Source organism: Hymenobacter armeniacus, assembly GCF_014699055.1.
GTDB classification, from domain to species: Bacteria; Bacteroidota; Bacteroidia; order Cytophagales; family Hymenobacteraceae; genus Hymenobacter; species Hymenobacter armeniacus.
This window is the reverse complement of record NZ_JACXAC010000002.1, coordinates 987567-1010783: the sequence shown is the minus strand read 5'-3', so window position 1 is coordinate 1010783 and position 23217 is coordinate 987567. Positions and strand designations below refer to the sequence as shown.

The following is a 23217-nucleotide window of genomic DNA, read 5'->3' as shown; positions in this document are numbered from 1 at the left end:
GGGCGTGGCCGTGAGCGTGTAGCTGCCCGGCGTGGGAAACCAGGCAAAGTAGTCGCCCGCCACGTCGCTGAACAGCGCATAAGGCGGCACGTTTTCGGTGGCCGTCCAGGCATCCGCGCCGCTGAGCGCAAACGTGACGCTGCCCGCTGGGCTGGTGTCGACATCGGCCCGAATGTTCAGGTTGCGGGTGGGCAGCGTGTTCAAATCCAGCGTCATGCCCGGCGTGAGGGCAAAGATATCCAGGTCGGTGTCGGCGTTCACCAGCACAAAGCCCGTGACCGTGGCGGCCCGGGCGCTCCCGCCGGCAAACAGCAGCGCCGGGCCCCAGCAGGTGCCCAGCAACAAAAGCAGCGTGTAAAGCTTGGTTTTCATGACAATGGCTGATTTAGAAGTAAATAATTCGGTGAATTTTCCTTCAGCGCCCAGCCAACTACACTGCGCTCCCCGGGTGCGGGGCCGCGCGTTCTTCTCTCCTTGGCGCTCGTTGCAAGCCGGTGGTGTTCGCGCACGCGGCGCGCGGTTTTCAGGCCGTGAGTTCCGCTTCGGCGGGCCGCGGCACGGCGGCCGGGCGGGCGGCGCGGGCCAGCGGCCCCGGCCGCGCCGCCCGCGCCTGAATGAGCCGCCGGCTGGCCCAAATGGCCGCCCGGTGCTGCCACACAAAGCGGTAGGCCCGCAGCGAGGCCCGCTCCAGCAGCAGGGCGTAGAGCAAAATGCCCAGCTGCCGGGGCAGCGCCCGCAGCCAGTAGCCGGCCAGCTGCCGGTCGGTGGGGTTCTTGAGCAGCAGCAGCCATTGGTTTTTCACGGCATCGGCCTTGATGGCCCCGCTCAGGCGGCGGCGCAGGCGCCAGTCGGCGGGCCGGAACTGGCGCGGGTGCAGGGCCCGGCACGCGGGCTCAAACACGGTGCGCCAGCCGTAGAGCTGCCCGCGCCAGGCAATGTCCCAGTCTTCCTTGTGGGCAAAAAACCGCTCGTCGAAAAACTGTCCTTCCACCCGCAAGTCATCGATAAACGCCCGGCGGTACAGCGGCAGGGCACCGTCGGCGCCGTCCACGGGACCGGCGGCCAGCGGGGTTTCGTGCAGGTAGCGGCCGTGGTGGCGCAGGCCAAAGCGCCCGTCGGGCAGGCGCACCAGCCCGGCGCTGTCGATGCGCGGCCGCTCGTCGCGGCTTTGCAGCAGCAGGCCGCACACCGTGCCGATGGCCGGGTCGGACTCCAGGGTTTCCAGCGCCCGGGCCAGGTAGTCGGGGGCCATCTCGATGTCGGGGTTCACGAGCAGCACGGCCGCCGATTGGCTGCGGTCGAGGGCGTAATTGTGGCCGCCGCAGAAGCCGGTGTTGCGCGGCAGCGGGTGCAGCCGCACGCGGGCGTCGCGGGCGGCCACGGCGGCCACCCGGGCGCGGGTGTCGTCGGCCGAAGCGTTGTCGACCACCCACACCTCGAAGTCGGGGTAGGTTTGGGCCAGCACCGAAGCCAGGCACGCTTCGATGACTTCGGCGCTGTTCCAGGTCACAATTGAGAGCACCACGTGAGGCATAAGGCAGGAAGTTGGAGGGTGAAGGGTTACACCTTGCCGGCCTGGCGCAGCATGCGGCGCACGGCGTTCAGCAGCTGGCGGGGGTCCACGAACAGGTCGAGGTGGCGGGCGTGGTAGTAGGACGTGCTGCGCTCCGAACTGGGCCGGCACGTGAGCCAGTGGTAAGGCAGGCCCACGCGGTAGGCCGTGTCCATCGACTCGGGCTCGACGAAGGTGTGCGGGTGCAGCTCCAGCACCGGCGTGCCGGGCGTGGCAAACATGAGGTTGGCCATGCCCGCGCCCACCGTGGCCACGATGGCCTCGGCCCCGCTGAACAGCGCCACCTTCTCAATGAACGACAAGTCGCTGAGCATATAGGTCTTGAAGCCCAGCCCGGCCAGTATCTCCTCGGCTTGGGCCTCGTTGAGCACGCGCCGCATGCTGGCGTCGCGCCGGCTGATGTAGACCCGGGCCGCAAACCGCCGCGTGCCGGCCGGCACCGGCAGGTAGGCCTGCTGCAAAAACTGGCGCACCCACGGCGGCGAGTGCCGCCCCCCGGCGCGCACCGGCGAAGTCACCAGCAGGCGCTCGGCCTGCAGGTGCCGGTGGGTGGTCACGTCGATGATGCGCGCATCGGCAATGCCCAGGTGCAGGAGCGAGTCGAGCACGAACTGGTTCTTGCGGTCGTACACCAGAAAATAGTCGATTTCGTCGAACAAGCCCGCCTCGCGCAGCAGGTGCAGGCGCGGCAGCGAGTCGATGAGCCAGTGGTAGTAGTTGCCCATGGCCGCGCCCCCGCCCGAGAGCAGGCTCAGCACCGTGCCCGGCACCCGCACGGGCTCCAGGAAATAGCGCTGGGCGAAGATGTTGTTGGCCTCGGGCGCGGTCAGCGTCCAGCCCAGCCGGTTGTGCTGAAACGACACGTCGCCCACCAGGTAGTTGTCGGGCGCAATCACGGCCACGCTGTCCCAGTTGTCGGCGTAGAGGCGGCCGCCCTGCAGCTCCAGCACGAAGGCTTCGGGCATGGCCTCTTCGGCGCGGGGCTTGCCGTGGGCCGTGCTTTCGTATACCGACACGGCCTTGTAGAACCCTTCCGGGATGACCAGGCGCGAGGTAAAGGCCGGCACCACCGGCCGGTAGCGCACGGCGTCGGTGGTGGCGGCCAGGGCGCGGCTGCTGGCGTGCACGCCCAGGGGGCGGTAGTGGTCGTTGTGGGGCAGCAGCTCGCGCAGCAGGCGGCCGGCACGCCGCTGGGCGCGCCCCAGTATTTCGGGCATGGTCAGGAGCACAGGGAAAGGGGGGTTAAGGTGGGTAGATAAATCCGGAGCCGTCAAGCAGTCTGCCGAATCGTCTCCTGGGCCCCGGAAAGGGGCAATCCGCGCCATCAGGGCTTTGATTACCAATAGCTTGTTCAAATATTAAAGCCGGGGCCGGGGCCTGAAATGAGCAGCCTCACCGGCAAAATTGATATCGCTCATTTACCCAAGGTTGCCCCCCGCCTCACCTTTACCCCACGGCCCGCAGGCACCCCACCACCGGCCCCGGGTGCCGCCCCTCCCGCCATGAAATACCCGCTGTTTGCTTGCCGTTGCGGCTGGGCCGGCTGCACCCAGGGCAGCCGCCGGGGCGGGCGCACACGGGCGAGGCGCCTCCCACCCGCCGCCCGGCCGGGGCCGCGCTTTCGCCTTTGCGGGCGGCGCTTCCGCCGCCGCCCGCGCACCAAGCCCCACCACCGGCGCCCCGCGCCGGCCCCGTAAAGCAGGGCCCCGCCGCCTGCCCCCTCCCTGCGACCCCGCCCCTCCCCCGGCAACGCGCTTTTAGCCCGCCGGGCAGTGCCGCGGCGGCTCCTGCTTTTACCCCAAGCGGCCCCTGCCGAATGCAGGGGCCGCTTTTGTGTGCGCGTGGTATTGAAACGCTGGCGCTGGCGGCCAGTGCCCCCTACGCCAGCAGCTGCACAATGCCGGCATCGAGGTGGGCCAGCCGGCCGCCGTGCGCTTTCATCTTGCGCAGGATGTTGCGGCGGTGCGTTTTGACGGTGAAATAGCTGATGAACAAGCTGTCGGCAATGGCAGCGGTGCTTTCGCCGGCCAGCATGCGCGCCAGAATTTCCTGCTCCCGGATGCTGAGCTCGTCGCCGGTGCGCTCGCGTTCCCCTTTGCGGGTGCGCAGCCAGTGGGCAAAATCGGGGTGGTCGAGGCTGAAGCGGACGTCGAGGGTCGTTTTGTGGCCCGTGATGTCGGTGAAGAGGCTGCCCGTCACGAGCGGGTGCCCCGACTCGGAGTGGGCCAGCACGAAGTTGTGGCGCAGCACCCGCCGGTAGTGGCCGTTGCGGCAGCGCAGCCGGTAGTCGATGCTGAAACAGATGGTGACCGGCGACGGGGAAGCGCCCGCCGGCCCGCCGGCCCCCGGCTGCCCCGTGAGCTGCATAAACTCCATGGCCAGCTCCGAAGCGCGCGTCACGAGCGGCAGGTCGTCGGGGTGAATGGCGTCGTAGAGCAGGGCCAGGCTCATTTCCTGGTGCGGGTAGCCCAGCAGGGCTTCGGCCTGGGGGCTGGCGTAGCAGCAGCGCTGCTGCCACAGGTCGAAGGCCACCAGAAACTGGCTGGACAGCAGGCAGCCGGCCAGCCGCACGGCTTCCGGCGGCGCGGCCGTGTCGGGGGCAATGGTGTCGGCGGCAAGGGCCATGGCAAGTACAGCAGCTAAAACGAACAAACACCTGCGCCGGGCCGGCCCGGCCCGCAGCGCCGTAAAAGTGGCCGCGCGGCCGCCGGGCGCGCATTGACCCGCGTCATTCCGAAAAGTGAGCCCGGTCATGGCGCCGCGGGCCGGGCCTCTGCCCCACTCAGCCCACGAATTGACCAAGCTCATTTACAGCATTATGCCTAGTCATTTTGCTGCGTTAAGCGGCCGTATACTTTTGCCCGCATCCTGCCGCCGCCAGCCCCCCTACCGGCGGGCTGTGCCCGTGGCACCGGCTTTCACTCATCCGTTTCCACCCACCGCATGGATGCCTCCATCGTTATGCTCGGCAGCCCGCCCACCCACGACGCCACGCAGTACGCGGCCTCGCTGGCCCAGCTCCTGGCCGCGCGGCTCTTGCCAGCCACCCTCGCCGAGGGGCCCGCCGGCAGCGCCGCCCCGCCCCGGCTGGCCGTGCACTGCCCAGCCGCTTCGGCCGACGGCCTCCGCCCGCTGCCGGCCTGCGAGGCGTCTTCGGCCTCGGGGGCGCTGCTGGTGCTGCTGCCGCGCCCGCCGGCCGAGCAGCTGGCCCGCCAGGCCCAACGCACGCTGCAGGCCAGCCCCCTCCCGGTGCTGGTGGTGCCCTCGCCCGCCGCGGGGCGCATGCCGCCCCGCCGCATTGCGCTGGCGGCCGAGGGCGAGCCGTTTGTGGTGGCCCAGGGCCTGCGCACCATGCACGCCCTGCTGCTCACGCTGCCCACGCGCCTCACGGTGCTGCACGCGCAGCGGCCCCACGCCCTCTATTCCGGCGCCGATGCCCTACACGCGGTGCAGTCGTGCGGGCTCGCGCTGCGCCACCTCACCATCGACGCCTGCGACGTGCCCGCCCCCGACCCGGCCGCCGGCATTCTGGCGGGCGTGCAGCAGGTGGCCGCCGACCTGCTGGTGGTGCCCGTGCGGGCCCACAACCGGTGGGGTCCCGGCTTTGCCGGCAGCGTCACGGCACGCGTGCTGGCCCAGAGCCCCGTGCCGGTGCTGCTGCTGCCGGTGAACTCGGTGCACGAGGAGCGGCAAGTGGCGTAGCGTTAGTCGTAGAGGGTGGCGATTTCGACCAGCCGCACCGGCGACAGGATGGTGATGGCGCTGCCCCGGGTGGTCAGAATGCCTTCGTTTTTGAACTCGGAGAGCATGCGCGTGGTGGTTTCCTTGGTGGTGCCCATCAGGGCGCCCAGGTCGTCGCGCGAGATGGCCAGGGTGAAGGGCTGCAGGTCGCCTTCGGTGCGGAAGGTGCGCATGAGCAGCAGCAGGGCTTCGGCCAGGCGCTCGCGCACGGGCTTGTAGGCCAGGTGCAGCATGCGGCTTTCGGCTTCGCTCAGCACCGTGGCCAGGAGCTGGATGAGGGCCCCCGAGAAATTGGCGTTGGTGTTCAGCTGCTGAAAAAAGTCCTGCTTTGACACCAGGCACACGGTGCAATCGTCGAGCGCCACCGCCGAGGCCGAGTGCGGCGTGCCCGTGACCAGGCCGCGGTAGCCCAGCGTGTCGCCGCTTTTGGCCAGGCGAATAATCTGCTCCTTGCCGTCGCCGCCGGTTTTGGTGATTTTGATTTTGCCTTCGTGCACGCAGTAGAGGCCCAGCGAGCGGCTGCCTTCCTGAAAAATTACCTGCCCGGCCGAGTACTGGTGGCTGGTTTTGCCCAGCGACATCGTTTCCAGGTCGGCGTCGGAGCAGCAGCGCAGCAGCGAGTTGTGGCGGCTGGGGCAGCTCTGGCATTGCGGAGATACAAATCGGTTCATAATCAAAAGCATAAGAGGTGAAACAACCCGCTTTTTGAAAGCATAACCTAATTGTGCTAACAGAGCCTGCGGGCTCAGGCGGCGTCGTAAAACTCGCGGAATACTTCGGCGCGGGAGAGCTCCCCGTTGAGGTAGCGCTGCAGCAGTTCGTAGTCGCTGGGCAGCACCGCCCGGCCGCCAAACGCGCGGCATAACAGCTTGGTCTCTATTTCGTGCAGGCGCCGGGCGTAGGCCGCGGCTTCCTCCTGCGATTGGTGGGCGGCCGTCAAATCAACTTGTAGCGAGGACCGGAGAAAAGAAAGTGCCATAGCGTGATAGTGGTAAAAATGGAGAATGCGGGCGTGGGCAAGGCAACCGGCTTGGGGGCGAACCAAAGCGCCGCAGTAGCGTGGAATGTGCCGTCGACCGCGGGCAGCCCGAACCCCTATATGATGAAAGTTAAATTTTAGATATCCAAAATGCCATTCAATCTTAGCGAACGAGGCTTTTTGCTATCCGAATGCGCCACGGCAATAGCCGAACATATAGCAAAGTGAATATAATTGCGCCGAGGCTGGCGCCGGCCACGTGCGGCGGCGGCACCGCCTGCAAACAGAAAGGCCCGGCTTGTGCAAGCCGGGCCTTTCTGTTTGCGAACAGTTGGGCTGGGTATGAAACGGCTCAGTGGGAATACACCGAGGTGTAGGTGGAAACGGCGCCGTTCACGGCGGCGTCGGTGAAAGTCAGGCGCAAGCTGGTGGGGCTGAGCTCGGTCACGGCCAGCCGGCGCACTTGGCCGGGCAAGGTCACGATGACGGAGTCGCTGGCGGGGTTGAGCTGCCAGCGGCCCACGAGGGGACTGGCGGCGCCGCCTTTCAGCACCGTGTACACGCCGCCGGCCTGGAACGTAACCGACTGGTCGAGCGTGCCGGGGCTAACGTGCGAGAACAAATCGGCCGTCACGGCTTTGTCGCCGCTCACGGTGTTCACCGTGAGGCCGGTCTGGTGCCAGTCTTGGGCGGCCAGCTGGTCGGAGCGGCTGGCATTGGCGGCCACGGCTTGGGGGGTGGGGGTTTCTTCGAGGTCTTTTTGGCAAGCGGGCAGGCTGCATACGGCGGCTGCCAGGCCCAACATCAGGGGTACTTTCTTCATAAACACGTTTTGGGGGGGTTCAACTTCACGCACTATTGCGTAGTTCTTCTGCACTTTACTCCACTACACTACTACTTCGTCTCCAACTGCTCGCCACGACCCACTACCTGTCGTAGCGCACCTAACTGCAAGGTCAGGCACATGGTTCAGATTATCGAGAAAAAGTCCTATTATTATAATTTTAAAATAAAAAAGTACTGTTTTCAGATACAAATCAAGCGGTTTCGGATAAGCCCGCGGCTCGGGCAGTCCAATTGCGCTGCCGCAGTCCTGCTTCGCCGAACGTGCCGGGCACAAAGCCCAATGCCCCGCAGCCGGCTCAGAGAAAGCCGATTGCGGGGCATGGACGAAACGTGGCGGGCCGGGGCGCGGCCCGGAGCAAGGCGGGGCTACTCGTAGGTTTGGAGCACGGCGTGGCCGCCGGCCTGCAGGTAGGCGTCGCGCTGAAAGAGCAGCACGTCGGCCTGCACCATTTCCTGCACCAGGGCGGCCAGGTCGTAGCGGGGCGCCCAGCCAAGTTGGGTTTTGGCCTTGGAGGGGTCGCCGATGAGGAGTTCCACCTCGGTGGGGCGGAAATACCGCTCGTCGACCTGCACCACTTCCTGGCCCGTGGGCACCTGAAAATCGGGGTGGTGGCAGGCCACCACGATGCCTTTCTCCTCAATGCCCTCGCCGGTGAAGGCCACCTCGATGCCGAGCTCGGCGAAGGCCAAACGCACGAACTCGCGCACGGTGGTGGTGACGCCCGTGGCAATGACGTAGTCGTCGGGCGCGTCTTGCTGGAGCATGCGCCACATGGCCTCCACGTAGTCTTTGGCGTGGCCCCAGTCGCGCTTGGCGTCCAGGTTGCCCAGGGCAATGTTTTCGCGCATGCCCAGCACAATTTGCGCCACGCCGCGCGTGATTTTGCGGGTCACGAAAGTTTCGCCGCGCAGCGGGCTTTCGTGGTTGAACAGGATGCCGTTGCAGGCAAACATGCCGTAGGCTTCGCGGTAGTTCACCGTAATCCAGTAGCCGTAGAGCTTGGCCACGGCGTAGGGCGAGCGGGGGTAGAAGGGCGTGGTTTCACGCTGCGGCACTTCCTGCACCAAGCCATAGAGCTCCGAGGTGCTGGCCTGGTAGATGCGGGTTTTCTTGGCAAGGCCGAGGATGCGCACGGCTTCCAGAATGCGCAGGGTGCCCACGCCGTCCACGTCGGCCACGTACTCGGGCGTGTCGAACGACACCTTCACGTGCGACATGGCGCCGAGGTTGTAAATCTCGTCGGGCTGCACCTGCTGCACAATGCGAATCAGGTTGGTGGAGTCGGTCAGGTCGCCGTAGTGCAGCACCAAGCGCACGTTTTCGTCGTGGGGGTCCTGGTAGAGGTGGTCGATGCGGTCGGTGTTGATGAGCGACGAGCGGCGCTTGATGCCGTGCACCTCGTAGCCCTTGCTGAGCAGCAGTTCGGCCAGATACGCCCCGTCCTGCCCCGTGATTCCGGTAATGATTGCGCGCTTCATAAGCAGAAGATGTTGAAGTGGAACCTGAGAAAAGCCCGTGTTCGGACTGCGCGAAGCCCCCGGCACAATGCCGCTGCTTCGGCAAAGGGGAAAATTAGGCGGGCCCGGTTCTCTTCAAAAATGACGCAGGTCACGGGGCAGCTTGCTCTTGGTCAATTATTTGCACCCGCCGCCTACTCGATGCGGAACCAGTCGATGTCGGCGCTGCCGGCGTCGTTGAACTTGGCCGTGCGCGAGCAGAACAAGCCCACTTTGGCCCCAATCCACTTGCCCTCGCGGGCGGTGAACTCGGCGCCCAGCGGCTGGAAGGTGCGCCCGTCGAAGCTGTAGCTGAACTGGCATTTGGCGCCGGCTTTCACGGCCACGCGCAGGTAGATGGGCTGGGCGGCCTGCGCGGCGGGCACGTCTACGGGGGCGGAGGTCGTTTGGGGCGAAAGCTTGTCGGCGTCCTTGCACACCGTTTGGCTGAGCTGCAGCTTGCCGCCCTGGTTGGCCAGGGAGAGGTAGGCATAATCGAGCCCCATCATCATCAGACCCACTTTTTCGCCTTCCAGGCGGGAGCTGAAGGTGAGCTTGGCGGTGGCCGTGAATGCTTTGGCGGGCAGCTTTTGCAGGAGCAGGTTGGGCACCTGCCAGTAGTTTTTGAAGCCCTCGGGCAGCGGCACCGCATAGAGGCGCAGGCTGCCCTGGGCCGGGTACAGGTAGGCCCAGTAGTCTTGCGGGTTGGCGTGCCACTGCCACTGCCAGCCGAGCTGGCGGCCGCCAAACTCGTCGGAAGTGGGCGGCGTGGCCAGGGGCTGGGCGGGGCTCTTGATGCGGGGCTTGCGGTAGGTGCGCACGGGCTGGCCCTTGCCGTCGCCGTCGGGGTCTTCGCCGATGACGGGCCAGTCGTTTTGCCACCGCATGGGCTGCAGGTGCACCACGCGCCCGTAGGCGCCCTGGTCCTGGAAATGCAGGAACCAGTCTTCGCCGGTGTCGGTATCCACCCACGCGCCCTGGTGCGGGCCGTTGACGGCGGTTTTGCCCTGGTCCATCACAATTTTCTCCTCATACGGCCCGTACACGCTTTTGGAGCGCAGCACCAGCTGCCAGCCGGTGGGCACGCCGCCGGCCGGGGCAAAGAGGTAGTAGTAGCCGTTGCGCTTGTAAAACTTGGGGCCTTCCAGCGTGGGGTGGTTTTTGTGGCCATCAAACACCAGCACGTCGGGGCCGGTGAGGCGCTGGCCGTCGGCGCTCATGGGGCTCACCGCCAGAATGGTTTTGATGCCCGCGCGCGAGCCAGCAAAGCCGTGCACGAGGTAGGCCCGGCCGTCGGCGTCCCACAGCGGGCAGGGGTCTATCCAGCCCTTGGCTTCCTTCACGCACACGGGCTTCGACCAGGGGCCGGCAGGGTTTTTGGCCTTCGTCACGAAAATGCCCAGGTCGGGGTCGGGGTAGTAGATGCAGAACTCCTGGTGGTGGTAGCGAATGGCCGGGGCCCACACGCCGTTGCCGTGCTGGGGCAGGGCGTAGCGGGCCAGCGGCGGCTGCTCGTTGAATACGGCCCCGATAATGGACCAGTTCACGAGGTCCCGGGAGTGCAGAATCTGCAGGCCCGGCACGGCATTGAAGCTCGATGAGGTGAGGTAGAAGTCGCTGCCCACGCGCACCACGTCGGGGTCGGAATAATCGGCGTAGAGCACCGGGTTTTTGTAGGTGCCGTTGCCCAGGTCGGGCACCCACACCTTCGACACGCTGGTGCTCTGGGCCGCTGTTGGGCCCGCCGACAAACCGAGGGCAAGTGCCACCCACAGCGCACGCAAGACCGCAGGCACCGGCCGCGACGCCCCTAACAATTCAACAAATAGCTTCATAGAACAAAGGCAATGGAAAACCCGCCGGCAAACACCGCCAGGCAGGGTAAAGAACGACGGCGTAGCAGACAAGTCCTACCTGTACTTGCCGGTGCGGCCTTGCCAGGAGTGGTTTTTCGGGCAGAAACCATAGGTTCTGCTAAAACTTGTTGGCACCTTTACGGCCCACCCCGTTCACGACCTTTTCCGGGACTTCTCGATTCGTTGCCATATGGTTTTTCGCCCTCTATTACTTGCCAGCGGGCTGTTGCTGGCGTCTTCGGCCCTGCGCGCCCAAGTGACGCCGCCCGCCGCCTCTACCCCACCCCAAGCCAAGAAAGAAACCTTCCTCGTGCCCATTCGCCTGACCGTGGCGGCCGACGGCACCGGCGACTACCGCACCATTCAGGAAGCCGTGCTGGCCGTGCGCGACTTCATGCAGGTGACGGCCACCATCTTCGTCAAAAACGGCACCTACCACGAAAAGCTGCTGATACCAGCGCAGAAAACCAACATTACGCTGCTGGGCGAAAGCGCGGCGGGCACCGTCATCACCTTCGGCGACTATTCCGGCGATGCCGCCAAGCACAGCACCTACACCTCGGCCACGGTACGGGTGGAAGCCAACGACTTCACCGCCGAAAACATCACCTTCGAGAACTCGGCCGGGCGCGTGGGCCAGGCCGTGGCCCTGCACGTGGAAGGCGACCGCGCCACCTTCCGCCGCTGCCGGCTGCTGGGCAACCAGGACACGCTGTTTCTGGCCGTGGAAAACAGCCGGCAGTACTACCAGGACTGCTACATCGAAGGCACCACCGACTTCATTTTCGGGTCCAGCACGGCCGTGTTCGACGGCTGCACCATCCTCAGCAAGACCGATTCCTACATCACGGCCGCCTCTACCTGGCCGCGGCAGGCCTTCGGGCTGGTGTTTTTGAACTGCAAGCTCACGGCCGGCCCCGAAGCCACCAAAGTATTCCTGGGCCGGCCCTGGCGGCCCCACGCCCGCACGGTATTCCTCCATACCGAAATGGGCGCCCACATCCGGCCCGAAGGCTGGGACAACTGGCGCGCCCCCGACAACGAAAAAACGGCCTACTACGCCGAATTCAACTCCACCGGCCCCGGCGCCACGCCCACGGGCCGCGTGAAATGGTCGCGCCAGCTCACGGCCAAAGAAGCCAAGCAGTACACGCTCAGCACCATTTTCGCCGGCAGCACCGGCTGGGTTCCGGCGCGCAAGTAGGCTGGCCCCGCCACGGCGGCGGCCTAGTTGAAAACGCGCTTCAGGAAAGCCGCCGTGTAGTCCAGCGTGGGGTCAAACCACGGGTTAAAGAGCGGAAACGGGTGCGGAGCATCGGGGAAAGCGTGCGTTTCGTGGTAGATGTGGAAGGCATCGAGCTGCCGGCGCATGTCGTCGCGGCCGGCGTGCATGCGCGCCACCGAGCTGTTGAGAAACAGGATAGGCGGCGTTTGGGCCGTGACATGGCTGAGCGCGCCGGCCTGCAGCCACAGCTCCGGCTTCTCGGTTTTGGGCGCGCCAAACCAGTACGTGGCGGCCGAGGTGCCCTTGCGGTCATCGCCCTCGCCCGATTCGGGATGGATGAACGCGAGCGTGCCGTCGACGTCCACGATGGCCTGCACGCGGCTGGAGTAGCGGGTGTGGCAGGCGGTGCCTTCCAGCTGCGGGTCGCCGTTGGTGGTGCCCAGCAGGGCCGCCAGCTGCCCGCCGGCCGAAAAGCCCCACACGGCCACTTTGGCGGTATCTATATGGTAGGCAGTTGCGTTGGCGCGCAGCCACCGAATGGCGGCCTTGAGGTCGTGAACAGCCGCGGGGTAGAGCGCTTCGGTGGAGAGGCGGTACTCGGCCGTGGCCGTGACGTAGCCCCGGGCGGCCAACTGCTGGGCCATGGCCACGTGCTGCGACCGGTCGCCGGAGCGCCACCCGCCCCCGTGAATGAACAGCACCGCCGGGTAGCCGCGCTTGCGCCTGGCTTTGGGATAAAACACGTCCAGCTGCAGCGCCCGGCTGCCCAGGGTGCAATAGGTCTGGTTCAGGCGGGCCTCAATAGTGGCCGGTGCCGCCGGCCTGGCAATGCTGATGCCGGGGTTGGTTTTCAGGGCTTTGGCGAAGGCGCTGTGCACCGTGAACGACGTATCGCGCGGCACCGGTACTTGCTGGGCCATTGCCTGCGTCGCGGGCCAGCCCCCAAGCAGCGCCAGCAGGCTAAGCCGGCCTATTATGCGTCGAACAATCATCGGAAGTAGCAAAGAGAGTTGTAGAAACCTGAGCGTGTGGCGCTCTGCGCCCCTTGCGCCGGAGCGGCCACGGCGGCTCTCCAAAAGTAACGGATGAGAGGCGCCGCCTGCCTACACAGCCGCCGCCGCACAGGCGGTGTTTGGGGCTTGAAGGAAAGTTGGTCGATGGGTTATCTGCGCATCCGGGCTGGTTTAGGAAGGGCACGGAAGCTTGGCACCCTATGCTAAGATGCTACAGAAAGTTGCCAAAGTGTGGGACACGCGGCTGACCGTAAACTCTACATTTGTAAAGAGCCGGCCTGTTTTTTACGATGCATTTATTGCATTGACAATAAACAAATTACGTCGGCGCCATCACACGCAATCATTTTCTTTTAGCTCGCCTGGCAAGCCCCCGGGCCCGAGGCAGCTGGAAGGCCTGGCGCAATGGGCAGTACCAATTTTGTACGTTTTACGCTTTGCCTGGGAGCTGCGCTGCTGAGCGGCAGCGCGGCTTGGGGTAAGCCGTCCGTTTCGCCCCCGGCCCTTCGCGTGGCCAACCTAAAGTGCGAGTACCAGCCCCACCCGCAGGGCGTGCAAACCCGCACGCCAGCCCTGAGCTGGGAGCTGCGCGCCGAACGCCGCAACGTGCGGCAAACGGCCTACCAGATTCTGGTGGCCGACAGCCGCCAAAGCCTCGACCAAAACCGGGGCAACGTCTGGGACTCGGGCCACGTCCCGTCGCCGGCGTCCATTCAGGTGAGCTACGCGGGCGGCGCCCTGCAGCCGGCCAAAACCTACTTCTGGAAAGTGAGAACCTGGGACAACCAAGGCAACGCCTCCGAATGGTCGGCCCCGGCAGGGTGGCAAATGGGTCTGCTAACGCCGCAGGACTGGAAAGGCGCCACCTGGATAGCCTACGACCAACTGCCCGCCGACCGCGTGACCGCGCTGCCCGTTGATGGCAAGAAGGACACCTTCACCGACAACAACGTCCTGCCGCTGCTGCGCAAGCAGTTTGAAGCCAAGAAGCAGCCCACCCAGGCCACACTTTTTATCAGTGGCTTGGGCCAGTTCGAAGCCGTGTTGAACGGTCAGAAAGTGGGCAACCATTTCCTCGACCCGGGCTGGACGAAATACGACCGGCAGGCGCAGTACGTGACATTTGACGTGACCAGCCAGGTAAAAAGCGGCCCCAATGCGCTGGGCGTGATGCTCGGCAACGGCTTCTACTACGTGCCCCCGGTGAAGGAGCGGTACCGCAAGCTCAAGGCCGCTTTTGGCTACCCCAAGCTGATTTGCCGATTGGCCTTGACCTATGCCGACGGCTCGCGGCAGGACGTGGTGAGCGACCCAACCTGGCAAACCGCGGCGGGGCCCGTCACCTTCAGCAGCATCTACGGCGGCGAGGACTACAACGCCGCACTGGAGCAGCCGGGCTGGGCCACCGCCGGGTTCGACGCGCAACAGTGGCGGCCCGTCGTCACCGTGGATGGCCCGGCCGAGCTGCTGGCCCAGCAGCAGGAGCCGCTGCGGGTGTTCGACGCTTTTAAAGCCCAAAGCACCACCCAAGCCCAGCCCGGCAAGTGGGTATACGACTTCGGCCAGAACGCCTCGGGCATCGTGGAGCTGCAGGTGAAGGGCCGCCGCGGCGACACCGTGCGCATTGCGCCCGCCGAGCTGCTGGCCGCCGATAAAACCATCACGCAGAAGAACGTGGGGCGCGGCTTCTACTTCACTTACGTCCTGAAAGGCAACGGCCTCGAAACCTGGCGGCCGCGCTTCACCTACTACGGCTTCCGCTACGCGCAGGTGGAGGGCGGCGTGCCCCAGGGCGAACCCAACCCGCAACACCGGCCCGAAATCATCGGCCTTTCGGCCTTGCACACGCGCAACGCGGCGGCGCAGGTGGGCACGTTTTCGTGCTCCAACGGCCTGTTCAATCAGACCCACAAGCTGATTGACTGGTCCATTAAAAGCAACATCGCCAGCGTATTTACCGACTGCCCGCACCGCGAGAAGCTGGGCTGGCTGGAAGAAACCCACCTCATGGGCGCATCCATGCGCTACGGCTACGACATTGCCACGCTCGGCCGCAAAACCATTGCCGACATGCGCGCTTCGCAAACGGCCGAGGGACTGGTGCCGGAAATCGCGCCCGAATACGTGAAGTTTGAGTGGGGCGGCGACATGTTTCGCGACTCGCCGGAGTGGGGCAGCGCCAGCATCATCCTGCCCTGGTACGTGTACCAATGGTACGGCGACCGGCAGGTGCTGGCCGAGAATTACGAGATGATGCGCCGCTACGTGGCCTACCTCGGCGCCAAGGCGCAGGGCCACATCCTCGCCCAAGGCCTAGGCGACTGGTACGACCTCGGCCCCAAGCCGCCGGGCACCTCGCAGCTCACGCCCATGGGCGTAACCGGCACGGCTACCTACTATTACGACCTGACCATTCTGGCGAAAGTGGCCCGCCTGCTGGGCAAAGCCGACGACGCCGCGGCTTACGAGAAGCTGGGCACCGAAGTAAAAACCGCCTTCAACGCGCGGTTCTTCAATACCCAAACCAAACAATACGCCACCGGCAGCCAGACGGCCAACGCCATGGCCGTGTACATGGGCCTCGTAAGCCCAGCCGACAAAGCCGCGGTAGTCGAGAACATTGTGCAGGACATCCGCGGCCGCGACAACGCCCTGACGGCTGGCGACATCGGCTACCGCTACCTGCTGCGCGTGCTGGAAGAGGCCGGCCGTTCCGACGTCATTTTTGCCATGAACAACCGCGCCGACGTGCCCGGCTACGGCTACCAACTGGCCCACGGCGCCACGTCCCTCACCGAGTCGTGGGCCGCGCTGCCCACCGTGTCGAACAACCACCTCATGCTGGGGCATCTGCAGGAATGGCTGTACGGCGGCTTGGGCGGCATTCGGCCGGCCGAAGGCTCGGTGGCGTTCGATAACATCGACATCCGGCCCGAGCCCGTCGGCGACGTGACCAGTGCCCGCGCCACGCACCGCTCGCCCTACGGCCTGATTGCTACCGACTGGAAAAAGTCTGCCAATTCCTTCGAGTTGACGGTGACCATCCCCGCCAATACCAGCGCCACGATTTACCTGCCCGCACTGCCCCTGGCCAACATCACGGAAAGCCGTCAGCCCATCGACGCGGTGCGCGCACTGACTGTATTGGGCCGCGAGCAGGATAAAGTTCGCCTACGGGTCGGCTCCGGCACTTACCATTTCGTGGTCAGCTCACCCTTGTAATCGCATGAAAATCACCCTTGCCTCGCTTCTGCTAATCACCGGCCTTGGCCAATCGGCGTGGGCGCAAAAAGCGCTGCCCAAAGAAGTGCCCGCCGCTGCGATGCAGCGGGTGTACGAGGAAGTAAAGACCCCTTACAAGTACGGCCTGGTGCTCGTCACCGACGACAACCAGAAGAAGATGGACTGCCCCAGCGTATTCCGCAAAAACGGGCAGTGGTGGATGACCTACATCATCTTCGACGGGCGCGGCTACGAAACCTGGCTGGCCCAGAGCAAGGACCTACTGAAGTGGGAAACGAAAGGCAAAATCTTGTCCTTCACCGACTCGACCGACTGGGACACCAACCAGAAAGCCGGCTACGTGGCCCTGCAAGACCCCAAATGGGGCGGCAGCTACGAGTGGCAGCCCTACGCAGGCAAGTACTGGCTGTCGTACTTCGGCGGCAACTCGCGGGGGTATGAGAAGGGCGTGCTCTCCATCAGCCTGGCTTCTACCGACAAAGACCCCACCACCCTGCCCACCTGGCAGCGCCTGGCCAAGCCCGTGCTGCGCCCCGACGACCAAGACGTGCGCTGGTGGGAAAACCACACCATTTACAAAAGCTCGGTGGTGTGGGACAAGAGCAAGCGCACCGGCCACCCGTTCGTGATGTACTACAACGCCAACGGCGACAGCCTCAACGCCAAGCGCGGGGCCGAGCGCATTGGCATGGCCGTGAGCGACGACATGACGCACTGGACGCGCTACCTGCGCAACCCCGTGCTGAACCACCACACCGGCATCACCGGCGACGCCTACCTACAAAAGATGGACAACGGCCTGTGGACGATGTTCTACTTCGGCGCCTTCTACCCCGGCGTGAAGGGCGCCGTGAACCGCTTTGCCTGCTCCTACGACCTCACCCACTGGACCGACTGGACCGGCGCGAATTTAATTGAGCCCTCCGAGCCTTATGACGAGCTTTTCGCCCACAAGTCCTTCGTGCTGAAACACAAAGGCGTGGTGTACCACTACTACTGCGCCGTGAACAAGGCCGACCAACGCGGCATTGCGGTGGCCACCTCGAAGGACTTGGGTAAGAGCACAGTGGCCTTTATCGCGCCGCCGGTGAAGAAACCGAAAGAAGCCAAAAAATGAACGATGTAGAGACGCGACACTTCGCGTCTCCCGCCAGAACGACGCCGTCAATTTAAACAACCTCAGCAACGCCGAGACGCGAAGTGTCGCGTCTCTACACCCGCCAAATTTCACCTCATGCCCCGCCTGCTCATTCTGCTTCTCTTGCTGCTAAGCGCAACCAATGCGTCTTTCGGCGCGCAGCCGCCAGCGCGGGTGATAGCCAGCTTCAACAAAGGCTGGAAGTTCTACCTCGGCGACGAAGCCAGTGCCAAGGACGCGGCCTTCAACGACAACGCTTGGCGCCAGCTCACGCTGCCGCACGACTGGAGCATCGAAGGCAAATTCGATGAGAAGAACCCCGCCAAGCCCGAGGGCGGCGGCCTGCCCACCGGCATCGGCTGGTACCGGAAAACGTTTACGCTGCCCGGCACGGCCGGGCGCAATGTGTACATCGAGTTCGATGGCGTGTATAAGCGCAGCGAGGTATGGCTGAACGGGCATTCGCTGGGGCAGCGGCCCAACGGTTACATCTCCTTCCGCTACGAGCTGACGCGCTACTTGCAGCCGGCGGGCAAGGCCAACGTGCTGGCCGTGCGGGTCGATAACTCGGCCCAGCCGGATTCGCGCTGGTATACCGGCTCGGGCATTTACCGCAACGTGCGGCTGGTAACCACGCACCCGGTGGCCGTGGATGAGTGGGGCATCTTCGTGAGCACGCCCGCTGTGAGCGCGCAGGCCGCCACGGTGGCCGTGCAAACCCAGCTGCGCAACGCCACCAGCGCCACCAGCGCGCCCCACACGGTGAGCCTGCAAACGGCAGTGCTGGACCAAAGCGGCCGGGAAGTGGCGCGGCAACTAACCAGCGGCGTGAAACTGAGCAGCGCGGCGACTACGGTTTCGCAGAAACTTATCCTGAAGAACCCGCAGCTCTGGTCGGTAGCCAAACCTTATTTGTATCGAGTAAAAACCACGGTATTGGCTGGCCAGGCAATTGAGGACGAGTACGAAACGCCGCTGGGCGTGCGCACCTGCGTTTTCGACGGCCAGCGGGGCTTCCTGCTGAACGGCCAGCCGCTGCGCATCCAGGGCGTGTGCCAGCACCACGACCTGGGCGCGCTGGGTGCGGCCGTGAATGTGCGCGCCATGGAGCGGCAGCTGGAAATCCTGAAGGCGATGGGCTGCAACGCCATCCGCACCGCCCACAACCCGCCCGCGCCGCAGCTGCTGGACTTGTGCGACCGCATGGGCTTTCTGGTGCTGGATGAGGCCTTCGACATGTGGCAGAAAAAGAAGAACGGCCAGGACTACCACCTCGATTTTAAGCAGTGGCACCGGCGCGATTTGGAAGACCAGATTCGGCGCGACCGCAACCACCCGAGCGTGTTTCTGTGGAGCATTGGCAACGAAATCCGGGAGCAGTTCGACAGCACCGGCACGCGCCTGACCCGCGAGCTGACCACCACCGTGAAGCGCCTCGACCCTACCCGCCCCGTTACGTCGGCCCTCACGGAGCAGGAGCCAGCCAAGAACTTCATCAGCCAGGCCGGCGTGCTCGATGTATTGAGCTTCAACTACAAGCACGCCGACTACCCCGAGCTGCCCAAGCGTTTCCCCGGTCAGAAATTCCTGGCTACCGAAATCGCGGCGGCCTACGAAACGCGCGGCCATTACGACCTGCCCTCCGACAGCCTGCGCATCTGGCCCAAAGACGGCAAAACCAAGCTAACCAGCGGCAACGCCGACTTCACCGCTTCCAGCTACGACCACGCCGCGCCCTACTGGGGTGCCACGCACGAAGCCGCCTGGCGCGCCGTTCGTAACAGCCCGTTCATCAGCGGCGCCTTCGTGTGGAGCGGCTTCGACTACATGGGCGAGCCCCTGCCCTACCCCTGGCCGGCGCGCAGCTCCTACTTCGGCGTCATCGACCTGGCCGGATTCCCAAAGGATGCCTACTACCTCTACCAAAGCGAGTGGACGAGCAAGCCCGTGCTGCACCTGCTGCCGCACTGGAACTGGAAACCCGGCCAGACCGTGGACGTGTGGGCCTACTACAGCCAGGCCGATGAGGTAGAGCTGTTTCTGAATGGAAAATCGCTGGGCACGAAAAAGAAAGGTACTGATGACCTGCACGTGCTGTGGCGCGTGCCCTACGCCCCCGGCACCCTGCAGGCCATCTCGCGTCGCGCTGGGAAAACCGTCCTCACCAGCACCGTAAAAACCGCCGGCCCCGCCGCCAAAATTGAGCTTACGGCCGACCGGAGTCAATTGCAGGCTGATGGCAAGGACTTGTCCTTCATCACGGTGCGCGTGCTGGACGCGGCCGGCAATTTGGTACCCGATGCGGCCAACCTGGTGAAGCTTTCGGTGAGCGGGCCGGGGTTCATTGCTGGCGTGGATAACGGATACCAAGCCAGTATGGAGTCATTTAAGGCACCGGAGCGCAAGGCTTACAACGGGATGGCGCTGGCGATTATTCAAACGACGGATAAGGGCGGCACGATTACCCTCAAAGCCATGGCAGAAGGTCTAGCGCCAGGCACGCTGACGCTTACCAGTAATTAATTCAACACCATGCTTTTCCCTCAAATTATTTTACGTGAACGGGTAGAGTGTAGAGACGCGACACTTCGCGTATCGGCGTTGAACGGCCGGAACTGCACAACTCGAACAACATCAGCAACACGGAGACGCGAAGTGTCGCGTCTCTACATGGTTCTAGTTGGCTTTTTTATAACCTTCGCAGCCCACGCCCAGGAAGCCAGCGTGTACTTTTTCCCCGGCGTTTCCAACCCGCCCAAAATCTACGCCGGCCCAGAAGGCGATGCCTGGGAAATCCCCCAAATCACCGAACTGAACCGCGACAAATCCCGGGCCACGGCGTACTCTTTCGTTAGCGAAAAAGACGCGCTACTGGGCAACCGTACCATCTGTTCGCGGGTGATGTCGCTCAACGGCTTGTGGGATTTCAATTTTGCGATAAAGCCCGCCGACGCGCCCAAGGAGTTCTACAAAAGCCGCGTGAGTGGCTGGAAGCAGCTGGCCGTGCCGTCGAACTGGGAGATGAACGGCTACGACCTGCCCATTTACAAGAGCGCCAAGTACCCGTTCCGGCCCGTGAACCCGCCCTTTGTGCCGCAGGATTACAACGGCGTGGGCTCGTACCAGCGCACGTTTACGGTGCCGGCCGGCTGGCAGAATCAGAACGTGACGCTGCACTTCGGGGGCGTCAGCTCGGCGTTTAAGGTGTGGGTGAACGGGAAGTTTCTGGGCTACGGCGAGGACAGCTGCCTGCCGTCGGAGTTCAACGTGACGCCCTACGTGCAGGCCGGCGAAAACGTGGTATCGGTGCAGGTGATGCGCTGGTCGGATGGCAGCTACCTCGAAGACCAGGACCATTGGCGGCTGAGCGGCATCTTCCGCGAGGTAATGCTGCTGGCCGAACCCAAGCTGCGCATCGCCGATTTCCACTGGCAGGCCAAGCTCGATAAGCAGTATAAGGACGCGGTGCTGAGCATCCGCCCGCGCCTCGAAAACCTGACCGGCAACAACGACATTTCCGGCTACCAGGTGAAGGCCCAGCTCTTCGACCAAAGGGGCGCGGCCGTGCTGCCCCAACCCTTGCAGCGCACCGCCGAAAGTATCATCAACGAGCCCTACCCGCGCCTCGACAACGCCAAATTCGGCCTGCTCGAAACCACCGTCCGCAACCCGCTGAAGTGGAGCGACGAGGCCCCCAACCTCTACACACTGGTACTCACGCTGACCGACAAAACCGGCGTGGTACTCGAAGCCAAAAGCTGCCGCGTGGGCTTCCGCAGCATCGAGTTTTCGAAGGACAACGGCAAGCTGCTCATTAACGGCAAGCTCACCTACCTCTACGGCGTGAACCGCCACGACCACCACCCCACCAAGGGCATGGCCGTGAACCGCGACGACATTCGGCAGGACGTGCGCACGCTCAAGCAGTTCAATTTCAACTGCATCCGCACCAGCCACTACCCCAACGACCCGTATTTCTACGACCTTTGCGATGAGTACGGCATTCTGGTCATTGATGAGGCCAACCTCGAAACCCACGGCCTGGGCTCCAAGCTGAGCAACGACCCGGCCTGGACCACCGCCTACCAGGAGCGCAGCATGCGCATGGCCCTGCGCGACAAAAACCACCCCAGCATCATCTTCTGGAGCCTTGGCAACGAGAGCGGCCGCGGCCCGAACCACGCCGCGATGGCCGCCTGGCTGCACGATTTCGACATCACCCGGCCCATCCACTACGAGCCCGCCATGGGCGACCCGCACGTGGAAGGCTACATCGACCCCAACGACCCCAACTACCCCAAAAACCACGCCTACCGCATCCAGACGCCCCGCGACCAGGCCTATGTGGACATGGTGAGCCGCATGTACCCCGGCCTGTTTACCGGTGAGCTGCTGGCCAACCAGCAAAACGGCGACAACCGCCCGATTTTCTTTTGCGAATACGCCCACTCCATGGGCAACGCCACCGGCAACATGAAGGAATTCTGGGACGGTTGGCGGGCCACCAAGCGCGTCATCGGCGGCTGCATCTGGGAGTTTAAGGACCAGGGCCTATTGAAGAAAGATTCCACAGGCACTGCGTTTTACGCCTACGGCGGCGACTTCAAAGAGAAATATTACGACGACTTCACCATCAAAGGCATCGTGGCCTCGGATGGCCGGCCGCACGCGGCCATTTACGAGTGCAAGCGTGTGTACCAGCCCGCCGAATGCATGCTCACCGATGCCGGCCGGGGCTTGATTAAGGTTGAAAACCGCCACGCCAGCAAGTCGCTGGCCGACTACGTCGCGACGCTGGTGGTGCGCGAGGACGGCCGCGTTATTTCGACCAAGCTGCTGCCGCGCCTGCGACTGGCCGCCGGGCGCGATACGGTTATTTCGCTCAAGCCCTACCTGCCCAATATGAAGGCGGGCGCGGAGTATCTGGCCACTATTTCCTTCACTCTGCCCCAGCTTAGCACTTGGGCTCCGGCGGGCCACGAAGTCGCCAGCAACCAGTTTGCCCTAACCGGTTTGGCCGAAGCGCCGAAGCCGGCCAAAACCTCCCCGGTGGTGGCCATTCGGGAAGAGCCCACCTCCTACGTGCTCATTGGCAAGGACTTTCAGGTGAGCATTGCCAAAGCCACCGGCGCGCTCACCTCCTACCGCTACCAGGGCACCGAGCAGCTGGCGGCCCCGCTCCTGCCCCACTTCACCCGCCCCCTCACCGACAACGACCGCCGCGGCTGGAAGGCCGACAAGAAGCTGAAAGAGTGGTTTACGGCCGCGCCCAAGCTGCAAAGCCTGACGCTGGATAAGTCGCAGCCCAGCCGGCCCCGTCTCACCAGCATCTACTCGCTCATCGAGGACAAAACCACCGTGCGCGTGACCTATACCCTGAATGGTGACGGCACCCTGCGCGTAGCCTACGCCCTCACACCCGCCGCCGGCCTGCCCAACATCCCGCGGGTGGGCATGCAAATGGGCATTCGGCAGGCCGATACCCGCATCAGCTACTACGGCCGCGGGCCGCTGGAAAACTACATCGACCGCCGCTACGGCTTCGACGCGGCCATCTACAGCCAGCCGCTCAGCGAGTTTGCCGATTCCTACGTGGTACCCATGGAGTACGCCAACCGCACCGACGTGCGCTGGATGCAGCTCGCGGATAAGCAAAACGCCGGCCTGCTCGTCGTGGCCGACAGCCTGCTGAGCATGAGCGCCTGGCCCTACACCGAGCAGAACATCCAGTCGGCCCGCCACACCAACAAGCTGAAAGACGCCGGCTTCATCACCCTCAACATCGACCTCGCTCAAATGGGCGTCGGCGGCAACACCAGCTGGGACGCCCAGGCCGCCCCAATTGACAAGTACCAGTTGCCGGCCAAGCCCTACCGCTACAGTTTCTACCTGCTGCCCGTGAGCGGAAAAAAGGACGTGAGCAAGCTGGCGAAGAGCATTCGATTTGATAGCCAATTCAAACGCAATGCTCAATAAACAGAACGTCATGCTGAGCGCAGCCGAAGCATCTCTACCGCTTACGTTCGGCTCCCCTCTCCCTTGGGAGAGGGGCCGGGGGTGAGGCGCCAAGTCAGCACGTCAACGAAGCGGTAGAGATGCTTCGACT

General features: G+C 64.3%; 15 protein-coding genes and 1 pseudogene. 6 read left to right on the top strand and 10 right to left on the bottom strand.

The features are described from left to right. The 4 genes and pseudogenes from IC234_RS08485 to IC234_RS08470 all read right to left on the bottom strand — a co-directional run. Positions 1–372, bottom strand: a pseudogene (locus IC234_RS08485) (hypothetical protein); the annotation flags it as partial. 151 nt (positions 373–523) lie between these two features. After that, positions 524–1534 carry a glycosyltransferase family 2 protein gene (locus IC234_RS08480; RefSeq protein WP_190923408.1) on the bottom strand — a complete coding sequence of 337 codons (1011 nt, stop codon included), beginning with the start codon at positions 1532–1534 and terminating at the stop codon, positions 524–526. A gap of 26 nt (positions 1535–1560) precedes the next feature. Beyond that, positions 1561–2802, bottom strand: coding sequence for a glycosyltransferase family 61 protein (locus IC234_RS08475; protein WP_190923407.1), 1242 nt, complete (start codon positions 2800–2802; stop codon positions 1561–1563). A 649-nt stretch (positions 2803–3451) separates the two neighbouring features. Further along, positions 3452–4198: a LuxR C-terminal-related transcriptional regulator gene (locus IC234_RS08470; protein ID WP_190923406.1), complete on the bottom strand. Its 747-nt coding sequence runs from the start codon at positions 4196–4198 to the stop codon at positions 3452–3454. A 318-nt stretch (positions 4199–4516) separates the two neighbouring features. Between IC234_RS08470 and IC234_RS08465 the strand changes: the two genes are divergently transcribed. Beyond that, positions 4517–5275, top strand: coding sequence for a universal stress protein (locus IC234_RS08465; RefSeq protein ID WP_190923405.1), 759 nt, complete (start codon positions 4517–4519; stop codon positions 5273–5275). A gap of 2 nt (positions 5276–5277) precedes the next feature. Here IC234_RS08465 and IC234_RS08460 read toward each other — a convergent pair whose 3' ends face one another. From IC234_RS08460 to IC234_RS08440, 5 genes are all read right to left on the bottom strand, one after another. After that, on the bottom strand, positions 5278–5985 hold the full coding sequence (locus tag IC234_RS08460; protein ID WP_190923404.1) for a Crp/Fnr family transcriptional regulator: 708 nt from the start codon (positions 5983–5985) through the stop codon (positions 5278–5280). 74 nt (positions 5986–6059) lie between these two features. Next, complete coding sequence (locus IC234_RS08455) at positions 6060–6293, bottom strand: hypothetical protein (RefSeq protein WP_190923403.1); 234 nt, start codon at positions 6291–6293, stop codon at positions 6060–6062. A gap of 352 nt (positions 6294–6645) precedes the next feature. Further along, positions 6646–7116, bottom strand: coding sequence for a hypothetical protein (locus IC234_RS08450; protein ID WP_190923402.1), 471 nt, complete (start codon positions 7114–7116; stop codon positions 6646–6648). A 389-nt stretch (positions 7117–7505) separates the two neighbouring features. After that, on the bottom strand, positions 7506–8618 hold the full coding sequence (gmd, locus tag IC234_RS08445) for a GDP-mannose 4,6-dehydratase (RefSeq protein WP_190923401.1): 1113 nt from the start codon (positions 8616–8618) through the stop codon (positions 7506–7508). A gap of 173 nt (positions 8619–8791) precedes the next feature. Then, a complete protein-coding gene (locus tag IC234_RS08440; protein ID WP_190923400.1) occupies positions 8792–10471 on the bottom strand; it encodes a glycoside hydrolase family 43 protein in 1680 nt (559 codons plus the stop codon). Between the two features lie 211 nt (positions 10472–10682). On the opposite strand from IC234_RS08440, the gene IC234_RS08435 reads away from it, so the two are divergent. Beyond that, a complete protein-coding gene (locus IC234_RS08435) occupies positions 10683–11696 on the top strand; it encodes a pectinesterase family protein (RefSeq protein WP_190923399.1) in 1014 nt (337 codons plus the stop codon). A 23-nt stretch (positions 11697–11719) separates the two neighbouring features. On the opposite strand, the gene IC234_RS08430 is transcribed toward IC234_RS08435, so the two are convergent. Beyond that, positions 11720–12709, bottom strand: a complete 990-nt coding sequence (locus IC234_RS08430) for an alpha/beta hydrolase (RefSeq protein ID WP_190923398.1) — start codon at positions 12707–12709, stop codon at positions 11720–11722. 531 nt (positions 12710–13240) lie between these two features. Here IC234_RS08430 and IC234_RS08425 point away from each other — a divergent pair. The 4 genes from IC234_RS08425 to IC234_RS08410 all read left to right on the top strand — a co-directional run bounded on the left by IC234_RS08425 (position 13241) and on the right by IC234_RS08410 (position 23087). Next, positions 13241–15952 (top strand): family 78 glycoside hydrolase catalytic domain, encoded by a 2712-nt coding sequence (locus IC234_RS08425; RefSeq protein ID WP_317173345.1) that lies wholly within the window; start codon positions 13241–13243, stop codon positions 15950–15952. 4 nt (positions 15953–15956) lie between these two features. After that, positions 15957–17090: a glycoside hydrolase family protein gene (locus IC234_RS08420; RefSeq protein WP_190923396.1), complete on the top strand. Its 1134-nt coding sequence runs from the start codon at positions 15957–15959 to the stop codon at positions 17088–17090. Between the two features lie 117 nt (positions 17091–17207). Further along, the gene (galB, locus tag IC234_RS08415; protein WP_190923395.1) at positions 17208–19634 is read left to right on the top strand and encodes a beta-galactosidase GalB; all 2427 of its coding nucleotides are present in this window, start codon (positions 17208–17210) and stop codon (positions 19632–19634) included. A 147-nt stretch (positions 19635–19781) separates the two neighbouring features. Then, positions 19782–23087, top strand: coding sequence for a glycoside hydrolase family 2 TIM barrel-domain containing protein (locus tag IC234_RS08410; protein WP_190923394.1), 3306 nt, complete (start codon positions 19782–19784; stop codon positions 23085–23087). Positions 23088–23217 lie beyond the last annotated feature (130 nt).

Coding starts and splice junctions, on each gene's coding strand:
- IC234_RS08480 (WP_190923408.1), bottom strand. CDS start 1,534: ATGCCTCACGTGGTGCTCTCAATTGTGACCTGGAACAGCGCCGAAGTC.
- IC234_RS08470 (WP_190923406.1), bottom strand. CDS start 4,198: ATGGCCCTTGCCGCCGACACCATTGCCCCCGACACGGCCGCGCCGCCG.
- IC234_RS08465 (WP_190923405.1), top strand. CDS start 4,517: ATGGATGCCTCCATCGTTATGCTCGGCAGCCCGCCCACCCACGACGCC.
- IC234_RS08460 (WP_190923404.1), bottom strand. CDS start 5,985: ATGAACCGATTTGTATCTCCGCAATGCCAGAGCTGCCCCAGCCGCCAC.
- IC234_RS08455 (WP_190923403.1), bottom strand. CDS start 6,293: ATGGCACTTTCTTTTCTCCGGTCCTCGCTACAAGTTGATTTGACGGCC.
- IC234_RS08450 (WP_190923402.1), bottom strand. CDS start 7,116: ATGAAGAAAGTACCCCTGATGTTGGGCCTGGCAGCCGCCGTATGCAGC.
- gmd (WP_190923401.1), bottom strand. CDS start 8,618: ATGAAGCGCGCAATCATTACCGGAATCACGGGGCAGGACGGGGCGTAT.
- IC234_RS08440 (WP_190923400.1), bottom strand. CDS start 10,471: ATGAAGCTATTTGTTGAATTGTTAGGGGCGTCGCGGCCGGTGCCTGCG.
- IC234_RS08435 (WP_190923399.1), top strand. CDS start 10,683: ATGGTTTTTCGCCCTCTATTACTTGCCAGCGGGCTGTTGCTGGCGTCT.
- IC234_RS08430 (WP_190923398.1), bottom strand. CDS start 12,709: ATGATTGTTCGACGCATAATAGGCCGGCTTAGCCTGCTGGCGCTGCTT.
- IC234_RS08420 (WP_190923396.1), top strand. CDS start 15,957: ATGAAAATCACCCTTGCCTCGCTTCTGCTAATCACCGGCCTTGGCCAA.
- galB (WP_190923395.1), top strand. CDS start 17,208: ATGCCCCGCCTGCTCATTCTGCTTCTCTTGCTGCTAAGCGCAACCAAT.
- IC234_RS08410 (WP_190923394.1), top strand. CDS start 19,782: ATGGTTCTAGTTGGCTTTTTTATAACCTTCGCAGCCCACGCCCAGGAA.